Source organism: Shewanella psychropiezotolerans (assembly GCF_007197555.1).
GTDB classification, from domain to species: Bacteria; Pseudomonadota; Gammaproteobacteria; order Enterobacterales; family Shewanellaceae; genus Shewanella; species Shewanella psychropiezotolerans.
Genome location: NZ_CP041614.1, coordinates 2,325,677 through 2,345,786 on the forward strand (window position 1 = coordinate 2,325,677; position 20,110 = coordinate 2,345,786).

General features: G+C 44.4%; 17 protein-coding genes. 7 read left to right on the forward strand and 10 right to left on the reverse strand.

Annotated features, from left to right (window positions below; translation table 11 throughout):
* Positions 1-18: 18 nt before the first annotated feature.
* The 7 genes from FM037_RS10375 to sstT all read left to right on the forward strand — a co-directional run bounded on the left by FM037_RS10375 (position 19) and on the right by sstT (position 8,116).
* Positions 19-1,548 (forward strand): DNA-3-methyladenine glycosylase 2 family protein, encoded by a 1,530-nt coding sequence (locus tag FM037_RS10375; protein WP_144045934.1) that lies wholly within the window; start codon positions 19-21, stop codon positions 1,546-1,548.
* Positions 1,533-2,093, forward strand: a complete 561-nt coding sequence (locus FM037_RS10380) for a methylated-DNA--[protein]-cysteine S-methyltransferase (RefSeq protein WP_144045935.1) — start codon at positions 1,533-1,535, stop codon at positions 2,091-2,093. The genes FM037_RS10375 and FM037_RS10380 overlap by 16 nt, the downstream gene beginning before the upstream one ends.
* Positions 2,094-2,264: 171 nt before the next feature.
* Positions 2,265-3,560 (forward strand): DEAD/DEAH box helicase, encoded by a 1,296-nt coding sequence (locus FM037_RS10385; RefSeq protein WP_144045936.1) that lies wholly within the window; start codon positions 2,265-2,267, stop codon positions 3,558-3,560.
* A gap of 110 nt (positions 3,561-3,670) precedes the next feature.
* Entirely contained in the window at positions 3,671-4,141 is a 471-nt protein-coding gene (locus FM037_RS10390) for a dual specificity protein phosphatase family protein (protein ID WP_144045937.1), read from the forward strand.
* 42 nt (positions 4,142-4,183) lie between these two features.
* Positions 4,184-5,707 (forward strand): phospholipase D family protein, encoded by a 1,524-nt coding sequence (locus FM037_RS10395; RefSeq protein WP_144045938.1) that lies wholly within the window; start codon positions 4,184-4,186, stop codon positions 5,705-5,707.
* A gap of 92 nt (positions 5,708-5,799) precedes the next feature.
* Positions 5,800-6,696, forward strand: coding sequence for a chemotaxis protein CheV (locus FM037_RS10400; protein WP_144045939.1), 897 nt, complete (start codon positions 5,800-5,802; stop codon positions 6,694-6,696).
* A 190-nt stretch (positions 6,697-6,886) separates the two neighbouring features.
* Complete coding sequence (sstT, locus tag FM037_RS10405) at positions 6,887-8,116, forward strand: serine/threonine transporter SstT (protein WP_144045940.1); 1,230 nt, start codon at positions 6,887-6,889, stop codon at positions 8,114-8,116.
* 25 nt (positions 8,117-8,141) lie between these two features.
* On the opposite strand, the gene FM037_RS10410 is transcribed toward sstT, so the two are convergent.
* The 10 genes from FM037_RS10410 to FM037_RS10455 form a co-directional block, all read right to left on the reverse strand.
* Positions 8,142-8,915, reverse strand: coding sequence for an OmpA family protein (locus FM037_RS10410; RefSeq protein WP_144045941.1), 774 nt, complete (start codon positions 8,913-8,915; stop codon positions 8,142-8,144).
* The gene (locus FM037_RS10415; protein ID WP_144045942.1) at positions 8,912-10,144 is read right to left on the reverse strand and encodes a glycosyltransferase family 4 protein; all 1,233 of its coding nucleotides are present in this window, start codon (positions 10,142-10,144) and stop codon (positions 8,912-8,914) included. The genes FM037_RS10410 and FM037_RS10415 overlap by 4 nt, the downstream gene beginning before the upstream one ends.
* Before the next feature lie 76 nt (positions 10,145-10,220).
* Entirely contained in the window at positions 10,221-11,756 is a 1,536-nt protein-coding gene (locus tag FM037_RS10420) for a lipopolysaccharide biosynthesis protein (protein WP_144045943.1), read from the reverse strand.
* Positions 11,735-12,928 carry a glycosyltransferase family 4 protein gene (locus FM037_RS10425; protein ID WP_144045944.1) on the reverse strand — a complete coding sequence of 398 codons (1,194 nt, stop codon included), beginning with the start codon at positions 12,926-12,928 and terminating at the stop codon, positions 11,735-11,737. The genes FM037_RS10420 and FM037_RS10425 overlap by 22 nt, the downstream gene beginning before the upstream one ends.
* Complete coding sequence (locus FM037_RS10430) at positions 12,925-13,332, reverse strand: hypothetical protein (protein ID WP_144045945.1); 408 nt, start codon at positions 13,330-13,332, stop codon at positions 12,925-12,927. Before FM037_RS10430 ends, FM037_RS10425 begins: the two co-directional genes overlap by 4 nt.
* Positions 13,304-14,659: an O-antigen ligase family protein gene (locus FM037_RS10435; RefSeq protein ID WP_144045946.1), complete on the reverse strand. Its 1,356-nt coding sequence runs from the start codon at positions 14,657-14,659 to the stop codon at positions 13,304-13,306. Before FM037_RS10435 ends, FM037_RS10430 begins: the two co-directional genes overlap by 29 nt.
* Before the next feature lie 10 nt (positions 14,660-14,669).
* The gene (locus FM037_RS10440) at positions 14,670-15,743 is read right to left on the reverse strand and encodes a polysaccharide biosynthesis/export family protein (protein ID WP_144045947.1); all 1,074 of its coding nucleotides are present in this window, start codon (positions 15,741-15,743) and stop codon (positions 14,670-14,672) included.
* Complete coding sequence (locus FM037_RS10445) at positions 15,736-17,733, reverse strand: exopolysaccharide transport family protein (RefSeq protein WP_144045948.1); 1,998 nt, start codon at positions 17,731-17,733, stop codon at positions 15,736-15,738. Before FM037_RS10445 ends, FM037_RS10440 begins: the two co-directional genes overlap by 8 nt.
* Positions 17,717-18,859, reverse strand: coding sequence for an alkaline phosphatase family protein (locus FM037_RS10450; RefSeq protein WP_144045949.1), 1,143 nt, complete (start codon positions 18,857-18,859; stop codon positions 17,717-17,719). The genes FM037_RS10445 and FM037_RS10450 overlap by 17 nt, the downstream gene beginning before the upstream one ends.
* Positions 18,825-20,072, reverse strand: a complete 1,248-nt coding sequence (locus FM037_RS10455) for a glycosyltransferase (RefSeq protein ID WP_144045950.1) — start codon at positions 20,070-20,072, stop codon at positions 18,825-18,827. The genes FM037_RS10450 and FM037_RS10455 overlap by 35 nt, the downstream gene beginning before the upstream one ends.
* Positions 20,073-20,110 lie beyond the last annotated feature (38 nt).

Sequence of the window (20,110 nt, forward strand, 5' to 3'; positions counted from 1 at the left end):
CTTATAGTTAGCACAAATATGTCGAACGTTTTGCCTAAGTTATCCAATGAGTCATGTAGAAAAGCCAGATTATCCCGTGATCCACGTTTCGATGGGAAATTTTTTATCGGGGTACTCACGACCGGTATTTTTTGTCGGCCAATCTGTCCAGCAGTCGCTCCGAAGGAGGAGAACGTTCGTTATTTTGATTCAGCCGTTAGTGCGTCCAGTGCAGGGCTTAGGCCGTGTCTTCGTTGTCGTCCCGACAGTGCCCCCAACTCCAGTGCCTGGAAAGGTACTCGAACGACATTAGAGCGGGCATTGACCTTGATAGAGGGGGGCGTGCTTTCAGGAAACGATGGCATAGACATTGAGGCATTATCGGATAGGTTGGGTATTTCTAGCCGTTATCTCAGGCAGATTTTTAGCGACAATTTTGGTACGTCGCCTAAAAAATATGCCCAGTTTCGTGATTTAATGTTCGCTAAACAGCTTCTACATCAGACAAATTTAAGTGTCACTCAAATTGCGTTTGCAGCAGGGTTTAACAGTGTCAGGCGATTCAATGAATCATTTAAACAGACGTTAAAGCTCACGCCTACCGCCCTTAGAAAAACGACTCAGAAAAATGCTAAAGGTGAAAAGGGGACAGATAAAATGGCTCAGATAACTGATGGTGTGATGCTATCTCTGTTTTTCGCTTATAGGCCGCCATTGAATTGGACTCGTCAGATGGCATTTTATCGGCTGCGTATGGTTGAAAAAATGGAGTGGGAACTCGATGGAGAAGGTTATGGAAGATGTTTTCAGTTTGGTGAAGCGAAAGGATATTTCGAGGTAAGTCATCAAGCAGACAAAAATGGATTTAAAGTAAATATCTATCTGGCTTCGAGTGATCATCTTGCCAGTTTAAAAAATATCACGATGCAGATCCGTAGGTTGCTAGACTTGGATGCAGATATGGACAAGATTGAAACCGTTTTAGCTTCGACTGCCATCATGACCAAAGACATGATCCAAGGGCTAAGGTTACCAGGGACCTGGTCCGTTTTTGAAGCGGGTTGCCGTGCTGTACTGGGTCAGCAGGTGAGTATTATTCAAGCTACAGCACTGTTAAATACACTGGTCAAAGCCTATGGTGAGAATGTCACTATTTCCGGTAAGAAAGTCGTACTTTTTCCTACACCTGAAGCAATTGCAGCAGCGTCTCTGGATGAGCTTAAAATGCCGGGAGCGCGGAAAGCGGCGCTAAAAGCACTGGGGTTATTTGTCAGTGAGAATCCTGGCGGTGCTGTCGATGAGTGGTTATCGATTAAAGGCATAGGCCCATGGACGCTTGCTTATGCCAAGATGCGTGGCCTAAGTGATCCTGATATTTTATTGTGTTCCGACCTAGTGGTTAAGAAAAAGGTACTATCTCTGTATCAGCAAGGCGTAGAACCCGTCGCCCACGATAAGCAAGCCAATACGTTATCCCGAGTCGATTACAGTGAGCTAACAGATAGGCTTACTGAGCAAGCGTCTCCCTGGGGCAGCTACTTAACGTTTCAATTATGGAATTTAGCATGAAGCAATTAACGGATGTGCCAGTATTTGCCCATTTCGATAAAGAGTCGCCAATCACCTCAGATACCATTATGGCTAAAACCGTGACAACTCAGGTGGGCGAGATCTACATTAAGGCCAATCAATTTGGTTTATCACATCTGAGCTTAGTTGAAGCTAAGCTGGAGATGAATGAGCAGACAGAACTAAATCAACAAGCTTTCAGCTATTTAATTCAGACTGAAAAGGAGTTAGAGGAATACTTCTCTGGCAAGCGACAGCGCTTTTCAGTTCCGTTAGCGCCAAAGGGGACCGAGTTTCAAAAAGCCGTTTGGCAAGCCTTGTTAACGCTAGATTACGGCACGACCTGTTGTTATGCCGATATTGCCAACAAAATAAACAGACCTAAGGCCGTGAGGGCCGTCGGAGCGGCGAATGGCGCTAACTCCATTGCCATCATCATCCCCTGCCATAGAGTGATAGGGAAAAATGGTAGCTTAACCGGTTATGCTTATGGTCTCGAGATGAAAAAGTCTCTGCTCAAATTGGAAAACTGTACAGGCTTTTAGCTCAGTTAATTATTAATTTTTTGAGATCTCTGCTGCACTGGATGGTCTCATCGATTTTAGAGGCAAAGGACCTCAATGGTAAAAATCAAAATAAAAGCTTTCCCTGCTGATCTAGCGTAGAATATGGGCCATATTTAATATTGCCCTCTTTTTACGGATCTATCCATCCTTATGACCCAAGCACACTCTCCACAAGTTAAGCCTGAAATTACCTTCGAACAACTTGGGTTAATCCCGGAACTGCTCAAACGTTTAACCTTACTCGAGTATCTCAATCCCACTCTAGTCCAAGGGAAAACGATTCCAGCCGTTTTATCGGGTAGAGATCTACTGGCAGGAGCGATTACAGGCTCAGGTAAAACAGCAGCTTTTGCTTTACCTATGCTGCAGAAACTCGCCAAGAGTAGCGCTAATATTTCTAAAGGAAATCAGGTCTGTGGACTTGTTTTAGTACCGACCCGAGAACTTGCTCAACAGGTTGCTGAGAGCTTTAAGAGCTACGGACAATTGATTAAGCCTAGGTTGAAAATAGAGGCCGTATTTGGTGGTGTGTCGGCTAATACCCAAATGTTAGCCATGAGAGGGGGGGCTGATGTTCTCGTTGCAACTCCTGGTCGATTACTCGATCTCATTTCGAGTAACGCCATCAAGCTTGATGATGTGAAAACATTAGTGCTTGATGAAGCGGATCGCATGTTGAGTCTCGGATTCACTGAAGAGCTAAATCAAGTTCTGGCCTTGTTGCCTAAACACAAACAGACCTTGCTTTTTTCAGCCACATTTCCTGAAGAAGTCAAAATCCTTACCGATAATTTATTATCGACTCCAGTCGAAATCCAGATTCAGACTGAGGAAAAATCGACCATTAAACAGCAGGTGTATACGGTTAACCGTAATCGTAAGACAGCCCTGCTCGCACATCTGATTAAAGAGAATGACTGGCGTCAGGTGTTAGTGTTTGCCAGTGCAAAAAACACTTGTAATCGACTCGAGCAAAAGTTGGCCAAGGCTGGTATTGCGGCGCAAATATTTCACAGTGATAAATCACAAGGTGCTAGAACTAAGGTACTTGAGGCGTTTAAAAGTGGCGAGACCCATGTGTTAATCGCCACCGATATCGCTGCTCGTGGTATAGATATCGATAAACTACCTGTGGTGATTAACTATGAGCTGCCCAGAAGCCCAGTTGACTATATGCACCGTATTGGCCGAAGTGGTCGTGCTGGTGAAGCAGGGCTGGCGCTATCACTCATCTCTCATGATGAGTATCAGCATTTTAAGGTCATTGAGAAGAAAAATAAAATCAAGTTAGACCGTGAGCAAGTCAGTGGTTTCGAAGCCGATGATGAGGCGCCCTTAGATTGTCCCTCAAGAGAGATTAAATCTATGGCAGCCCCAGAGGGAATGGGTAAGAAAAAACGTAAGAAATTGCCTAAAGCAAATGCTGAGTTCTGGACTAAAAAATAGCTGTGTTAATGGCTAGCTAAAGTTTTATGTTTGACGGTGCTGGTTACTGTAATGATTTTTCAGTAGTAAGTGCCGTTATATTCCAATGTTAATAAGAGTGGTAAAAGGTTATGCAGCATCTATTTTGGTTAGTTGAAGACAAAATTGCTGGACGCAGTGGACCTAACAAGGAAGCTTGGGATTTAAAGGAAATAAAGCGCTCGGGGATCGGTGCAGTGCTTTCGGTTAATGGTGGTGAAGACTGCGACCCCCAAGCATTTATCGATGCAGACTTATCTTATGCCTGTATTCCATTTTCAAGCAACATCCCTCCAAAGGAAGAAGATTTGGCTTTGTGTGTGGAGCAGTTACCAAAGGCATTAGCGTTCATTCGTGAATGTGAGGCAAACAATATGCCGGTATTGATCCATTGTCGTTCTGGAAAAGACAGAACGGCGTTAATTATGGCTTATTACTTGATGGAAAATGGTGCTGCGCCGTTGCATGCTGTCAGTCAAGTTCGTGCCGTCAGGGATATCGCTTTTAGCGCAGAAGGGTGGGATCAATTTGCATTCGATGTGCTCTATGCATTACAAGATTAAAGCAGAAGTAATATACAAGCGAGTAGGGTAACAGGAGCTAGGATGGCGAGAGATAAACTGTATGTGATGCTAGTGTCAGTTTTATTTTTTCTGTTGTCTGCTTGTAGTAGCGCCCCCGATCTCCTTGATAAAAAAGCAAGCTATCGTCTTATCCCCGCAGACGATTCCCCTCTGGCCACATATGTTTCACCACTCATAGAAGATCACCCCGATAAAGCAGGGGTCATTCCGTTAATTGATGGTCTGGATGCCTTCATTGCCAGGCTGGCATTAATCACGTCTGCTAATACGAGTATCGATCTTCAATATTATATCTACCGTAACGATGATACGGGCAAGCTACTTATCTGGCATATTATCGATGCTGCAGAACGTGGCGTAAGAGTAAGAATACTACTCGATGACCTCACCACCAAAGAGTTAGACAAGGGCTTGATGATGCTGGCGAACCATCCAAATATTGATGTCCGCCTGTTTAATCCTTCCTATTCTCGTACCCTGAGAGGACTAGAGTTCATTACCGGTTTTTCGAGAATGAACCGCCGCATGCACAATAAATCACTGACCGTAGATAATTCAGCCTCGATTGTTGGTGGCCGGAATATCGGTAACGAGTATTTCTCTAATAATGACGATGTTGACTTTGGTGACTTCGATTTGATGTTTATTGGTGATTCTGTTGATGAGGTGTCTCTACAATTTGATCGATATTGGAATGCGGATGTCAGTTTACCGATAGAAGCGCTGTCAACTTATGTCATTGTTGATAAAGATCTCGCCCAAGCCATCGACTCGATAGAACTTGAGCGTGAGGCATTTGAGTCTAATCAATATGTTGGGCGTTTAAAATTAAGCCTGTTACTGAAACAGATCCAAGAAAATACGCTTGAGTGGTACTGGGGAAAGGCTGAGGTGGTCTATGATCCACCAGAAAAAGCGCAAAGGAAATCAGAAGAAAGTTGGTTGTTATCAGACTTATCTCGATTTTTATCCGGTGCTAGCCGTGAAGTGCTAATCGTATCCCCCTATTTTGTCCCCACAAGAGAGGGGACAAAAAGCTTGGTCGCAGCCGCTAAGGCTGGACTAGACATTAAGGTAATCACTAATAGTCTAGCTGCTACCGATGTATTGGCGGTTCATGCAGGTTATCAGGGCTATCGACTGCCTTTATTAGAAGCTGGCATTAAGCTATACGAAGTGAAGGCCGACCCGCTTTATAAGCCTTCGGCCTGGTCTGGGAGCTCTCGTTCCAGTCTGCATGCGAAAACGTTCATCTTAGATAGAGAGTCAATCTTTGTCGGTTCTTTTAACTTCGATCCCAGATCGGCAATGATCAATACCGAGATGGGTATCATGTTCCATAATGCCATATTTGCAGATGCCATAGTGACTGGAGTCGAAATGGGGCTACCCGAAGCGGCTTACACCCTTGCAGTGGAAGATGGGGAGCTAGTCTGGATAGATGAAGCCGAGGGGCTTATTGTCTACGCCGAACCTGGAGCGGGTTTTTGGCGCAAGTTTATGGCAGACCTGATTGCCTTGTTTCCTTTTGAGTCCCAACTATAGAACTTATCACGGTTATTTTGATTAGTGTCATCCTTTTTACACTATGATAGATTAGACTTAATCCATTATTTAATTCTCAATTCGGTATGCTAATGAAGAGTAAGGCCAGTCAATCACAAGGCTTACTGCTTTTTCGTCTGTCACAGAGACAACTTTTTGCGCTGGGTACACTTAAAATCCGTGAACTTGTCCCCTACACGCCTCTCAGTGCTATTCCACAGTCTCATCCAACCATCATGGGCGCCGCCACCATTAGAGGTAAAACCATACCCATTATCGATATGGCATCCGCTGTTGGCTATACACCCATAGCACAAAAGGAACTATCGAAAAGCTATATTATTATCACCGACTGTCAACGTATGGTGATCGGTTTCCTTGTTCGCGCCATAGATAAGATCATTGAATGTAATTGGCGAGATATTGAGTCTCCTCCAAATAATTTAGGTAAAAATGCGTATTTAACTGGGGTAACCAAGTTCGATGATCAGCTCGTTCAGCTGCTCGATGTCGAGCTACTGCTTTCCAAAGTTTTTCCACCTAGTCCGGAAACAACTCGAGCCATTTTGACCGATGTCCAACGTGAGAAGCTTAAGCCTCTCCACATATTGTTGGTTGATGATTCCAAAGTCGCACGTAAACAGTTATCCGATGCACTCGACAGCATTAATATTCCCTACCAGGTCACACCGGACGGGAGAGAAGCATTAGCTATCATGGAGCAGGCTGCTAAAGATGGTATGCCAATACAGTTGCTAGTAAGTGATATTGAGATGCCAGGTTTAGATGGCTATGAACTGGCGTTTGAAGTAAAGAATACGCCGGCGTTAGCTCAGGCTTACATCATCTTACACACCTCTCTATCCAGTGAAATTAGCGTGAGCCAAGCTCATCAAGTCGGCGCCAATGAAGCCTTAACCAAATTTGATGCCCATGAGTTGATTAGCGCCATGCTAAGAGGGGCAGAACAACACAATGCTAATGTTTAGTATTCTGTTACCATTATGCTGCCATAGGGTAATATAGTCAGGGTTTTATACTGTAGTACTAGACATGAGCAGGCTGTTTAGATAAAACTTCACAGTGAAGGAAGAAGATTCAGGTGAGGTTAAGGTTTGTCAAAATCTATACACCCTGATTGTACATAAAAAATATAATATAATAATGACAGGTCTATCAATGAAAGAAAATCGTTCTCTGTTAGCAAAAATTGTTAACGGCAGCTTAGTGCTGCAAATTTTATTTGGCATCATCGCCGGTATCTTAGTGGCGACATTCTCAGAAAGTGCAGCCCAAAGTGTTGCCTTTTTAGGTGGTCTCTTCGTCGGTGCTTTGAAAGCCATTGCCCCAATTTTAGTATTTATCTTAGTTGCGGCTTCTATTGCCAATCAAAAGAAGAATGCTAAAACCAATATGAAACCCATTGTGGTCTTATATCTCTTCGGCACTTTCGCCGCAGCTCTTACGGCTGTATTGATGAGTTTCGCTTTCCCTATTACTTTAGTTTTGGCAACCGGTGCTGAAGGTGCTAATCCGCCAGAAGGGATCGGTGAGGTGATCCATACCTTGCTATTCAAACTGGTGGACAATCCTGTTAATGCTCTGATGACTGGCAACTATATTGGCATCTTGGCCTGGGGTGTTGGTTTAGGATTAGCCCTGCATCACGCTAGTGATTCAACCAAACAAGTGTTTTCTGATGTGAGCCATGGTATCTCAGAGATGGTGCGATTCATCATACGTTTGGCGCCTATCGGTATTTTTGGCCTGGTAGCGGCGACGTTTGCTGAAACTGGCTTCGCTGCTATCGCAGGTTATGCTCAGCTGTTAGCGGTGTTGCTGGGTTCGATGGCGATCATCGCACTCGTAGTGAACCCTATCATAGTGTTTATCAAGATCCGTCGTAACCCCTATCCGCTGGTGTTTACCTGCTTGCGTGAGAGTGGAGTCACGGCCTTCTTCACCCGCTCGAGTGCGGCAAATATTCCGGTTAACATGGCGCTGTGTGAGAAGTTGAAGCTCCATGAAGATACCTATTCAGTATCAATCCCTTTAGGTGCAACCATCAACATGGGCGGCGCAGCAATTACTATTACAGTATTAACCTTAGCTGCGGTTCACACCATGGGTATTCAGGTTGATATGCTGACAGCCATTCTCTTGAGTGTGGTTGCTGCGGTTTCAGCCTGCGGGGCATCCGGTGTGGCTGGTGGCTCTTTACTGCTTATTCCTCTCGCTTGTAGCCTATTCGGTATTTCAAATGATGTAGCCATGCAGGTGGTTGCGGTAGGCTTCATCATAGGTGTTATTCAGGACTCGGCTGAGACTGGCTTGAACAGCTCTACCGATGTGATCTTCACCGCGGCAGCGTGTGAAGCGGCGGAAATGAAAGAGAATAAAACGAGCTAACTGATCCGTTAAAGCAGATTTAAGTTTAGTTATTGAAAGCCCCCGGATTCAGCAACCCGGGGGTTTTTTTGTTATTTCCAGTGCTATCATGCTCTTGATAGAAAACCAATAACTCAACAAGACGATCGATTTGCTTGGGTAATTGTTGTGTCTGGCTAAGGGATACACGCTCGCCGTGATGAATAACCAGTAATTCTTTAGGCTTGAGAGCTAAGCGGTGTAAACATTGGGTAATGGCGAGTGCTCGGCGATGGCTCAGGGCTTTATTGTACTGCTGGGAGCCTGTTTCATCGGCATACGCGTGCACCTCTATCCTGTCGGGTTCTGAGCCAAATTGGCTTAACCACAGAGTAAGGCGGTTTATTTCACTGATGTTTAACTGGTCTTGGTCGAAGTCAAAAAACAGCTGTAAACGTGTAAAGTGGGGACTGGGCTGCTGTTCTTGTTTACTTTGGGTTGGCTTATCTGAAAAATCATATTCGTAGGAACTCGGCTCTGTCATATAGAAAGTCAGTTGGGTTGGAATCGTCGGGATGCTCAGGCTCTGAAGCTGGACGAACTGATGCTTGTACAGGGGGACTGCGATAATCTGACTGATTCTGGGGGCCCCGTGCCATAGCCAGATTTTCAGTGGTGAATGACCAATATATTGACCATCTTTATAAATGGCAGCCTTGGTTGGTTTGGTCTCTATGGTTAACAGTTGGTTCTCGCTGCCTTCAGGGATCTCTCTCGAACTAATTTGCATACAAGCTGTAATTAGCACGAGTATCATCATAAATATTGGCAGAGTTTTCATGATGCTATTTCTTCATACAAATTCGCCAGACGTTTGGATATGGCCTGCCATGAGTAGGTTTCGACGGCTTTGAGGGCATGGCTTTGGATGTGCTTATAGAGCATCTTGTCTTGTAATATATCGATCATTTTTTGGTAAAGGCAGTCCACAGACTCAACGTCAAAGAACAAGCCATTTTCGCCGTTTATTACAAAAGAAGGCAATCCTCCGACATTACCACAAAGCGCTGGGGTGCCAGATGCCCAGGCTTCAAGCACAACAATACCGAAAGGTTCATAGAGGCTAGGCAGTACAAAAAGCGCTGCGGCGGCATAGGCATTAGCTAAGCTAGGGTCATCGAAGTTAAGATTGATGATAAAGCGAACATCCTGCTTCAGTTCTAGCTCCGTGCTTAGGCTCTCTAAAAGGTCAAAGTAGTCCTGATCATAGATAACGCCAATTAAAACAAGTTTTAATTCCGGGGAATGCTTGTGTGCTTTGGCAAAAGCCCTGAGTAAGGTTTCTTGGTTTTTTTGCGGGGTAAAACTACTGACACATAAGATTATCTTGTCAGTTCTGGTGAAATGGTATTTGCTAATAAATGCGGATGCATTACCCGAGGAAAACCTTTGTTTATCAACACCATTTGGTAGATAGACTACTTTTTTTTCAGGATATTTTGCCGCTATCTTTTCCCGCTCGTTTTCCCCTACACAGATAACGGCGTCTGCGCCTTCTATGACCTTGCCACTTTGTAGCAAGAGGTCAAACGGTTTCCCCCAGTTAAAGCTGCCTTTTAGGGGCTGCATCATATCGTCTAATTGCTCTTTAGGGAGGCCTAAATAGCCCCCATGAATACTGACCACATAGGGGATTCCTTTTAGTCGAGCAGCTATGCGGGCTATGGCTCCCAGTCTCCCCATGGTATGCAGGTGGAATACTTTGGTTTTTTTGCTGAAAAGAAGGTAAAAAAACAGGGAAAGAGAGAACATATTTCCGCCACGTTTATCGAGCAGGAGTCTATGCTTCTTTGAGAGGCCCAAGCGAGTATAACTGTAAGTAAAACGTTTGACTGGAATACCGAAAATCGACTCTTGTTTATTGTCAGATAGCGCTAACGTGGTGACGCTTTCAAGTTGGTAACCGATAGCCTTAAGCTGATGTGCAGTTTCAGTGATCACGGTTTCGGTGCCACCCCATTCATCTTTTACAAATCTGCGCGGTATATTGATAATGGTTCCTTTCGTCATATTCTTCTCCAAAAGCGTATGTTGAAAATCCACTCATTTAACTGTTTGTTAAAGACTAGTCATGTATCGGTTCGATTTACAATTTCAGCTGCAATCTAGGGGCCATAGAAATTATTATGTGTTTCAATTGATGGCGCTCACTGACGGACAGGTAACATTTGTAGGCAGAAAAGAGTGCCGGAATCACGCATATCACGCTGACCGCGATGATATGCAGGAGTGAGTTATAACCTTCTGTCACTAGCTCAAATAAAACGAGTCCCGACGCGAAGGGCAGGCCAACGGCAAGGCTGGCGATAACCAGAGGCTTGTAGATCTGCCAAATAGATGTTTGCGTAAATCTCTTTGTCATTGGAATGCTGACGAAGATGGCCAATAGGATATTTGGAATTAGTGTGCCCAAAGCTACACCCAGGATGCCAAGGGATTGTATTAGCAAGCAGCTTAATATCAGGTTGGCTATGCATTCGGTTATTCCTATCCACATCAAAGGTTTTTGGTAACCACACATGAGTAAGATTTGATTAGTGGTATTGCGATAAATAACCAGAATGGCAATATTCAGTAATAAAATCCGTGCACACCAAAAGGTTTGTTGATTATCAAGCCCGAGCCAGATCCGCAGCAGATCTTCGACAAAAAACCATGTAGGCACAATGAGTAAGACTACGAGAAGACAGACAAAACGTTGACTACGGCGTAAGAGTTGTCGTAAGGCCTGTTTATCTTGTTGTGCGTTAAAGCTTGAAGACATAGGGGCTAGCACGTCATGTATTTGCGAGCAGAGTAAGCGAAATATCTCGGCCAATCGGGTCGTCACGTGGTAGTAGGCCACCAGGCCTACACCCGCTAAGGCCGAGATGACAATTTGGTCGGTTCTAAAAACAATCAAATTACTAATGGTGATCACATAGGCACAGAGCGAGAAGCTCATCAGCTCGACCATTTTTGTCGGACTGTATAAACGCCAGGAGAGTCGTAAGCGAGGCAAGGCACGTTTAGCTGCTATATACATGGCAATATTTGCCAAGCATTGACTGGTGATGACTATAATGGCTAACACACGTATATCGGCATTTATTCTCAGGGCTATCACTAGCGCAATGCAGTTGGCTATATCTCTGAGTACCTCGATACGATTTCTAACTTGCATACACAAAGCGCCACGTAATACTTCCATAAAAATCCCAAAAGGAAAGATGAGACCGGTACCAATACCAAAAAACAGAAAGCATTGGGTATACAGAGCCTGAGTTCCCGGCTCAAACACAAAGATCAAATTCAGAAATGGTGCACTCAGGCAGGTTAGTACGACGATAACAAAGCCTAATAGAAAATAAGTCCCGAATAATGTTGACGCAGTGCGGTTATAGCTATCCCAATCTTGATGTTCTAATACTTCACTGGTTTTTTTCTGTAATGCGACGCCAAAACCCAGGTCCAGTAATACAGAGTAGCCAAATATGGACCAAAGTAAGGCCCAGAAACCATAGGATTCTTTGGGTAACTGTAGAAACATCTCCCGAGTCAGGTAGATCATGACCATAAACTTGATGATAGTGGCCAGGTAGTTTGAGGCTGTTAATTTAATTAACTGTTTAGAGTGAGGCATAGCGCATGCTCCTCTACCGCGTGTAGCAGGACTTGTTCCACTTTTTCCTTGACCATTTCCAGACGAAAGTGCGTGCTGACATGGTGATAACCGGCTTTAGTTATTTCATGATAACGGCCAGGGTCATCGATAAGTTGTGCCATGGCATCGGCTATGGCTATGGGATCCTCCGGGTTGATCAGAATGCCCAGTTTATCGTTATTAATTATCTCGGCAGGCCCGAAACGGTCACTGGCGATGACTGCCAAGCCATTGGCCATAGCTTCTATGATGACCAGGCCAAAAGGCTCAGGCATCAAGGTGGGCATCAGTAACACATGGTGTTGTTGATAAATATGTTTCATGTCATCAGTAGGAGGTAAAATCTGTACATTTTCACCTAAGTGCGCGTTATGGATCATCTGTTCGATAACCTGCTTGTAATGGGACTCTATCGGGCCTATACAGGTTAGGCTAAGCTGGTTGTTAGGAAATTTAGCTAACAATAATTTAAATGCCTGTAGGCTTTGCTCTATTCCCTTAATTTGACATAGTCGTCCACAAAACAGGAAAGAGGTAGGTTGATTACGGTTTCTTTGAGGCTCGGCGCCCAGTTGAGTGCCATTGTGTATGACTTCTACATTTCTGGCGTTGAGTTGCTCTTTAATTGCTTTACCCACCCAATGAGAGCAAGCGATGCAGGGGCCAAAATCGAACCTTCCGCCAATCAAACCCGGTAGCCAAGATTTTACTTTGCGTTTTAGGGCATTGATAAAGCCTGGACGAATATAAGCGGCGGGCCAAAAGTCACCAATTTCATAGAGTTTAGCAATGCCACTATTTTGGCTGGCAAGTGATGGTGCTAAAGAAAGGTATTGCTGATTCCAGAGATAGATAAGATCGGGTGATACCTGATTAATGTATCGTTGGCAGATTTGGTAATTGCAAGTTTCAACCTCGGCTCGTTGGCGATAGCTTGGGTTATCATAATCAATATAAATGAGTTCCCGGTGGACAGTTCCCATTTGCTGAATGTTTGATTGAGCCGTGTTGCCTTTATTCCCAGTTAGTACAGTTACCAGATGTCCTTTCTGACGTAAGAATTCTACCGTGTCTCTACAGGCGAGTTCATAACCGCCAATGTGAAAGGGTGGGTAGTAGTTACTGATAATCAAGATATTGAGTTTTTTCATAGTAATGACCTAATTAAATCGATAAGGTGAAAATTCTTAAACAGGTCGATCCCGAGCATTGACTTGATTTCGTATGCAACCCAGAGGACGATTAAACTGGCCAGAATAAAAAATATTCCTTTGGAAAGGATAAGGGTACCCTTGGCGAGTAAACCGCTGACGATAGGGACGGCGCTGGTGCGTTCTCTGGAGCGAGAGTCGATCCCCAAGTACACCACCAGATAGAAATGCCGGAAGAACCAGAAGCTAAGCTGGAGTGAGAGTAGTTTTTGACTGGGCACAGACACAGCCCGGTTTAATACTCTCAGGAATTCCTGACGTTGCTCCCGAGATAAGTCGGCTTCGACACCGGGAGAAAGCTGCTGATAAAAATAATTAGCATCTCTTTCGCTTGGCTTGGCCATTTAGCTCTCCTGTTTGGATCATTCGGTCCATGGTTGCAATAAGTGCAAAGACCAACATCAATTGATAAAAATTATTGGTTTGTTTCAACACCCACTCTAAGGTGGACTGCAGATAAATACAGGTCAGTGAAGCAATCAATGCGATGCAGATAAAGCGACTCTGTGAACCTTTCAATCGAAAATAATTTTTTATGTTTTTGGTATAGAAAAAAAGTAACAAGCTGATAAAAATAACCAGGTTTAACCAGCCAGTTTCGGCTGCAATCATTAAGTAAACGGTTTCCACCAAACCATGTTTTTCATCGGGATCATTTTCGTCGACCATAGGGATATGTGATGAGTATGAATAGGGAGGATTGATTTTATGAGCGAAGTTATTTAAGCCCACACCAAGAACTTTGTCATTGGCCATATAAAGCGCTGCTTTGGCGAGTTGAACTCTTACTATCTTTGACTCTTCCGGAGCGGATAAAAATCGTTCCATAATGGTGTCTGAGGCTTTGATTAACACCAGAGTTCCTGCCAGCGGTAAGATGATCAGTAAGATCAGGTGACGCTTTCTGACCTTGGCATTGCTTTGTTTACTGCATAGCGAGATGCAAAACACCATTAAACTGTTGAGAATAAACAGGGCAAGGCCAGCGCGCGAGAGGGTGGCGAGTATGCAGATAGAGGCCATACCAAAGATGGTGAACCAAAACCAACTTCGGCTGCTGGCAACATTGAGCAGATAGGCATGGGCCATGGCGCCAAAGATTGAAACGTACATCACCAATGAATTTTGATGAGGAAAGGGTCCCTTACATTGGAACATGCCGAGCAGATATTTTTGTTTCATGACAGAGAAAAATATGTAGATGATAATGGCGCCGATTGTGGTCATCAACCACTGCAATTGCTGCTCATTTCTCAGGTAATTTGCAATGGTCCAGAAGTAGACATACATACGGCACATCTTGAGTATTTCGAAGGCAGAATAGATACCAACATCGGCATTAATGATTGATGCCAGGCTAAACAGAAAATACAACAGGTACAGACTAGAGCCCATTGGGAACCAGTCGATGGGCAATTGATGCCTACGTTTAAGGACTAAACTCAGCAAAATATACAATGAAATATCCACCATGCCGAACTCGAACCCTCTGGTGGTACCACGATAAGTCTCCATGGAAACAAAGTTGATATCGACCATGTCGCAGGTAAAAAATATCACCAGAAAGAACACCAATTTCTCGCAATTTTTAGAATGCAGACAGCAGAGGTAACCTAGAGGCACACCTATTATCAAGGTCATGAAGAAGATGAGGTACTTAAACTCAGTCATATCAGCTTCCTTAATTACGACTCTGTAAGTCGTGTACTCTGCGTTCGAGTAATGAGCCTGTCAGCATGGTTTCCAGAGTCGGCATTAACTGAGTGAGTAATGCATTCCACGAGCCGATCATACTCTTGGGCACGTAAACCAAATCGTTGGGCTGGATCAAAAAATCATGTGTTTCTCCGTTGAGAATTTTGTCAATGTTGACCTTATAGACTAAGGGGTGTTTGATGTTGCCGCGGATAACCAGCACGTGGCTATTGGCGGAAAGTAATAGGCCTTGGGCTCTGGACACCAGGCGCGCTAATGTCATACGTTCACTGTAGCCATAATAGCTAGGCTTATTGACTTCACCTGTGATGAAGACCTCTTGGCTCATGGAGGAGGCAATGTAAACATAATCACCGTCCACTAAGGGGACATTGTGATGCATATTTCCTTTACGTATAAGCTTAGTTAAATCAACGGGTAATAGGTACTCACCTCGCTGGATATAGGAGTGTTCTAGATCCGCTAATTCGATGGTATTGTCATCAAAAATACCGATGGAGAACCCGCCTGCCAGGCCAATGGCTTCGGCGGCTCTCAGTGAACCATCGAAGTAATATACGCCGGGGTGAATGACTTTACCTATGATGGTGATAGAGGCACTGCGCATGTCGTATGGCATCAGGGTCACCTTAGGAAAATGAATATAACGCTGTAATTTTTTCTCCATTAAGGCGGTGGCCTGAGGCACGGTTTTTCCTGCAATTTGCACATCACCAATGAGCTTAAAAGTCAGGCTACCATCGAGTTTAACTATCGCCTGTTTACTATCTAAATCAGGCTCGCCATAAACGAAAATATTAAACTTATCCCCGGCTGAAATTTCATAAGTACCGGGTTTCACCAGATGTAAACTGGCTAGCTCTTGCTCTAGGCGTTGCTGGGAAATATGAGCTGGTTCGTCTAAGGTCTCTACATCAGCCATTTTTTGTAGCGCTAAGGGTAATTCAAGGGGCGGGTTACTACTCGGGTCCAGGTTGGCGCAGCTGGATAACAGAAGCGTCAGTGCAAGTAATCTATGGAGCAGGATAAAGTTATGCATGATAGATGTCCTTAGGTACTTGGGTGAGTATGATCCCTATGGGCTTAATATTCTTTTCGCTCAAATAGTTGCTCACTCGGTTGAGGTTGTCTTTTCGTGTAAATAGACTTTTTGCTATCAATAGAATCGCGGCAGGGGAGTTGTTGATCACGCTGTAGAGTTGTAAATGGCGCTGGGCAGGAAAAAGCTCCCAGATAACCACATCATAGTCCTGAGATATTGTGTTGATAGTCACGTCGAAACTGGCTTTATCCAGATAATTTAAATAAATGTCTTGATCGTAAACGAAGTAAGCATGATCAATACTATCGGCAACATTGAGAGGCTGCCATTGGGACTCTTTTCCGTAGATTAAGGGATTGAGTACAGCCTCATCGACGTTGTCACCTGCTTCAACTGACTCAATATACAGAACGCGCTTGCCCTGACGCAGGTAAATATCTGTGAGGGCATTGGCGATGGTGGACTTGCCTTCATGCTCGTGAGTGCTACTTAAGGTGATGAGTTTACTTTGATTCTTACTCTCACTTCGAAGTTGCTCAAGGTTGCTAAACAGGCCCTGAAATGCGCTGTAATAGTGATATTCTTCGACGGTATCTTTATCGGGAAGAACACCGATTAAACGTTTGGGATCTAAGTCATTACGGGTTTTCACTCTTGGATCAAAAAGGACACTGGCGATCAGTATCAGTGCGCTAACGGTAAAGCCAAATATGCCAGCTGTGATGGCCATGAGCTTACGATATGAACGTTCAGGATATTTTGGAGGCAGCGCGTTTTCGATGATTTCAAAGTCACTGATATTCGACTCCAAAGCGAGCTTAGAATCGGTGACCCGTCCCTCCAGGGTGCTGACCAGATGACGATATTCAATCATTTTATCCTGATGACGCTGATGTTCTTGTCTTAGGGCACTGAGTCGCTGCAGACTGTCTTTGGTATTATTAATGCCCTGACGATAACCGGCTAATGACTGATCTGAGACATAAAGATCAAATTCATAATGGATCATCTCCAACTCTAACTCCAGGTAGAGGGGGTTTTGACCATAGACCTTTGTGTCGACCTGGCCGGTAACAGACGTGCTATCGGAATTACTCTGCAGGGTGGAAATTTTTTGTTCCATTGCCATGACCTTAGGGTTTTGTGAGGTGTATTTCAGTTTGAGCAGTTGCAGGTTCTCACGTAGCCCATTGATACGGCTTAGAGCGGCACCAGCAACCATGGTTTCCAGTGGGATCTCCTTTGGAATAGTGGTGAGTTTTGAGATTGTGGCTTTTAGCTTGGCTCTTTTTTCGTCTGTGGCAACCTGGCTTTCGATGTATTTAATTTCTAACGCCTGTATTTTCTGGTAGTTCGATGCCATCTGATCGTCAAATGACAACAGCTTGTGTTTCTGCCTGAAGTCAGACTCTGCTTGTTGCGCAGCAATGAGTGCTTTACGGCTTGTTGAAAGCTCATTGAGGAAGTAGGTATTGACCTTTTGTGCTGCAGAGTTTTGTACGCTGGAATAGGATTCAAGAAAAACCGCACTGACAGTGTCCGACATCTTGACTGCCATTTCTGGTTGGTGCCAGATAGCGGTAATATTGATAATATCTGAGCGATTTCCCCGGCTGATAATGATGTTTTTGTATAAGTCTTCGGGAGTAAGGGATAGCTCTAACCGTTCTATAACCCTAAGCAGATGATCCCGAACCAATATCGTTTGCATTATGGTATTAAAGTCAATTTGCAGATACAGGTAAGGGATTTCTGCTTGTGATGACATGTTCTTCTGATGGCGGATGATGATGGTGTTGGCTTTCCAGCTATCTTTTATAAAATACTTAGTCAAGAGCAAAGTCGAGGCGCCACACAATATGGCCACTAAAAAAGGTAGCCATATTTTGCCTTTAACTTGTGACCAAAGTAGCTCCAGATCGATCTTAAGACCAGCTGTTTCAGTTTGATCATCCTCGGCGGAAGAAAACTCAGTTGCGGAGTTCATGCTCGATGATCCCGCGAATATCTGTGATACTTTTCACGTTTGCTGTGATGGGTTTATTAGCGGCGATCATGGCGTAAGAGTCTTTGTCCTCTGGGTGATAGCCATGCATTCCAGGAATGGATTTAAGCCCCATGTAACAGGGCGTGATGAGCATACCTGGCTCCATCAAGAAGAACAGCTCACCAAATCTATGGTCCTCAAAATACACATGCATCTTCTTCAGGTCATCGTCTTCGACGATAGCGCCGTGGGTTTGGTCTTCGAGTACCCGGCGAATGATGGCTTCTGCATCCGGCTGCATAAACCAAAAGCGCGCCATGGTGGAATCGTACATGGCAACATAATCTTTACCGTATTCCAGCCCGGTCGCCTGAATATCTGGAATGAGATCGATATCACCCGTGACATCCTTCATGCCGTGGTCGGAAATGATGTAGAGCGCCACTTCATCATACTGGCTTAGTGCCAGTTCATATAAGGAACGGATCTCTTGGTCTAGCCAATTTATCTGTTTTTCAACGGCAGGGTGATTGGTGCCATATTGATGCATGATGCCATCAAGACGGGGCAGATAAACATAGTTAAATTGGATCTCACCTTTTTCTATTTCGGAGCGGTTACTGGCCAAAATCTCTTGTTCACTATGACGCCAGTTCGAACAGTAATAAGGAATATCTTGGTTGACACACCAGTCAAATATGGTGTCCGTGGCCATAATTCCACCCGGGACGAAATAGTCGCGTTTCTCCAGATAGTCAAAATAGGGCAGATGGGCAAAGGGCACCGAATACATTTCGAAATAGCCTGTATATCCGTATACCTTGGCCATGGCTTTGCTCAGCCAATGGCGCACACGGCCCCGATCAAAAATTGCACTGGGAAGATGTGCTAAGTATTTAAAGGCTTTGAACGGAGATTCTTGTGGGTTGTAATTGAAGCATGACCAATGAGTATGTTCGTCCGGAAAACGGCCCGTGAGTATAGAGGGATCGGCTCCGGAGGAAAAACCGAATGTGGTTTGTAGCGGATGGGCATCTTCAATGATCCCATCAAGAAATCCATATCGCTGGTAGATCTCCCAACCAAATGCATCAATAAATGTAAAAAGAGTCAGTTTCTTTTTCATGGGCCTTGCTCCAGTTGTTTTTTGTATGCTCCTGGTAATACCCAATCAATCGTCGTGCCAAATCTTTCCAACTATACTTTTCCCTTACAAGATCAGCGCCTTGCTTTGATATTTTAAGGGAAAATGGTAAGTCAGTAAGTGTCCTTAAAATGTTATTCGCAAATTGGGATGCATTGTCGGCGTAGCAAATATGTTGCTGGTCGCATAATGCCAAGCCTTGTGCACCGACCCGGGTGCTAACAACAGGCCGCTCCATTGCTAAGGCTTCTACTAGTTTTAGTCGTGTTCCACCGCCTATGCGAAGGGGACAAATATAGACATCAGCCATGGCGTAATAGGGACGAATATCGGCGACTTCACCTGTGACGACAACTTGATCACCATTTTGCCAACTGTAAACTTCTTCCGTAGGCTTAGTCCCCACGATAATTAAGCGAGCATCAGGGAGTTTTTCCAATACCTTGGGCCAGATATCTTGTATAAACCAGCGCATGCCGTCTAGGTTAGGCTCGTAGTCCATGGTGCCGGTAAAGACTAAGGTTGGATTGTTATTAATGGGTTTTTGTTGTGGATAAAAATAGTCACTGTCGAAGCCATTTTCTAATACCAATGGAGGCGTGTCGAGTTGCTGGTGGCGCATTATATAATCTTGGTCTTCTCTTGAGCACACGACATGAAGGGGGAATTGTGCACTTAATCGCTTCTCGAAACGGCGCGTTTTAAACATGTTCTCTCTGGCTGACAGACGGCGTTTCCAGCCTTGTAAGTAGGGCAGCTGTTCTAATTGGTATTCGCTATCTATCCTGCTATGGTCGTTAATTAGCGGGCATTGACAATCTATTTCCTGAAAATACTGAGTCATACAGATATCACTACAGTGCACTAGGTCAAATGAATTAGATTGCATCAACTTCCTGAGTGCGTGACTGATCTCAATATCAAACCAGTGGTGTAAGGTATCGGGAATCGGGTCAAATATGCGTTTTGACAGACTGCGCCAGGCTTTTAATTTTATCGGCTCAGTGTGGAACTGGCTAAATGGCAATAGTGACTGTAATTCTTTGGCCCGTGATAGCTCGGCATCGCTATGGGTCAGGCTAAAAAAAATCACCTCATGCTCATCACATACGGCCTTAAGCAGATTAAATATGCGTTGGTTCGTCCCGCTGTTAAGGGGATAGGGGATATAAGGTGTTACAAAAAGTACCTTCATTATGATCTCCGTGTCTCGATTATTTTTGAGACTTGGTT